The 1,968-nt window shown below is 54.2% G+C and carries 1 protein-coding gene; it reads right to left on the bottom strand.

What is annotated here, in order from left to right:
- The coding region (locus tag WX88_RS26610; RefSeq protein WP_052733151.1) for a right-handed parallel beta-helix repeat-containing protein at positions 1 to 1,251 on the bottom strand (1,251 nt) is incomplete at its 3' end.
- Between the last annotated feature and the right edge of the window lie 717 nt (positions 1,252 to 1,968).

The following is a 1,968-nucleotide window of genomic DNA, read 5'->3' as shown; positions in this document are numbered from 1 at the left end:
GGTGCCCTGCACGCGGAAGTCGGCCGTGAACGGGTCCAGGGTCGGATTCACGAACTGGGGGTTGGTCCGCAGAAAGTTGGTGCCGAGGACGGGCGTACCGATGCCGCCGAAGAGGAGGTTATGGTTATAGGTTAGGTTGGGAGTGCGGCTGGTGCCACTGACTTTACTGATGTTGTCGGTGGCCATGATGTTGTTTTGCACCAGAATGTTATCCGATAGGTTGGTAAACACCTCACCGCGGTCGGCGTTGCGCTCGGGGCTACGCGAGTTTTGGTAGAAGGTATTGTTGATGATGTCTACATTATCGGACTTGAAGACCTGCACGCCGGCTCCACCGTTGTTCACCACGAGGTTGTTGGCGATGAGCGTGCTGCCCATGTAGGTCAGTTCGCGGTTGGTGTCCACGATGATGCCGTTGCCATCGCTGATGCCCTGGCATTTATCGGCGGTCGTTGCGGAAGCATTATACCAGGGCACTAAGAGGCGGTTACCAAAGAGGCGGTTATTGCGCACAATCATGTGGTAGCCGGGGGCGTTGTTGAAGTTCCAGCTAGCAAGGAAGGAAATACCGCTGCTCCCGAAGATGCTATACCAGCAGTTGTTGTAAATCAAGTTGTTCTCAATAGTGATGTAGTCGGATTGGATGGCGCTGATACCAGCCGTACCGCAGTCGAACACCTCGTTGTTGACGAAGCGCAGGTGGTGGGGGTGGCCCGTGCTTTGTCCGGGGCGGCCATCGGCCGAGATGCCACTGCCGTTGTAGATGGGCAAGGCTGTGCCCACGCCGTTGGCAGCGCAGCCGCCAGGCTGGTTCGTGGCATGAGCCAGCGTCACATTGGCATTATTACCCTGGATGCGAAAACCGTTGATTTCAATGTACCCAACTGCGGCGTTAATCCGGATGCCAGTCCAGGTTCTGAACGAAACCAACGGCCGCTCAGTGCGGTAGTTGCGGTACACTATCCATTGTGAGGGAGTGCCCCCGCGGGTAATGTCGACTACGGATGCACTATATGAAAATGGTGGGGCATAGGTGCCTTGGCGCACGAAGACAGTGTCGCCGGGCAGGGTCCGGTCGGCCGCGTACTGAATGGTAGCGAAGGGCAGGCTCGCGCTCAGGCCCCGGCCGCCACCCGTGGCATTGACGCCTGTCACAAGAGAGTTGGCCCCAGACGAGACGTAGTAGTTCGTGGCCTGGGCGCTGGAGAAGCTGCCCAGAGTCAGCAACGACAGTAAAATTGATTGCTTCATAGGTGTGAGTTGGGAAAAAGTGAAAAAAGAATCTATCAATTCAGTAACCTCTGTGGGTCACGCATCAAGGTTATCCGATTGTCCGCTTCGTACCGAGTAGTACGGCGGCCTACTGCTCAAAAGCACCCTGGTCGCCGCTCGTGCTGTGGCTGGGGGCCAGCCGAGCCGATTGAGGCAGCTTATCATAGCCCGAATGCCGGGCCCTGCTGCCTTTGGAAAACCGAAAATCGCCTACTACACCGCATGCAGGAATGACTTTTACTATTTCACACAGCATTCCAATCAGACGCTCATGACTAAGCATTAGCACGCAGCACCCCGGCTATGCGCGTTTGAGAGCTTGTATGCAATGTGTTCATTTTATGAAATAGTTACATCTTAAACTCCCTCATGACCAGCCTAAATCAATATGGGCATGGTGAAATACAAATAGGCGGAGTAAAGGTAAAGACATAACTTAATTGCTTAAGCAATTACGTAATTGAATTCTCGTCAATAGATGGTAATCTATTGACATTCAAAAGTCCCGAAGAATAGGCTTCCTGCCAACATTGGCAAGAAGCCTATTCTTCGGGACTTTTGAATGACTGAAATACGTGGCGACTACAAGCCGTATTTACTCGACGGTGAGGCGCTGGGAGCGTCGTCCGTCCTTGGTGTGAGCGTGCAGGATGTAGATGCCGGGGGGCAGGCTCGTGAGCGAGAGGACCACCTTCT

It is taken from the genome of Hymenobacter terrenus (assembly GCF_000972495.1).
GTDB classification, from domain to species: Bacteria; Bacteroidota; Bacteroidia; order Cytophagales; family Hymenobacteraceae; genus Hymenobacter; species Hymenobacter terrenus.
Note: the sequence above shows the minus strand (reverse complement) of the source record. Positions and strands in the feature narration are given on the sequence as shown.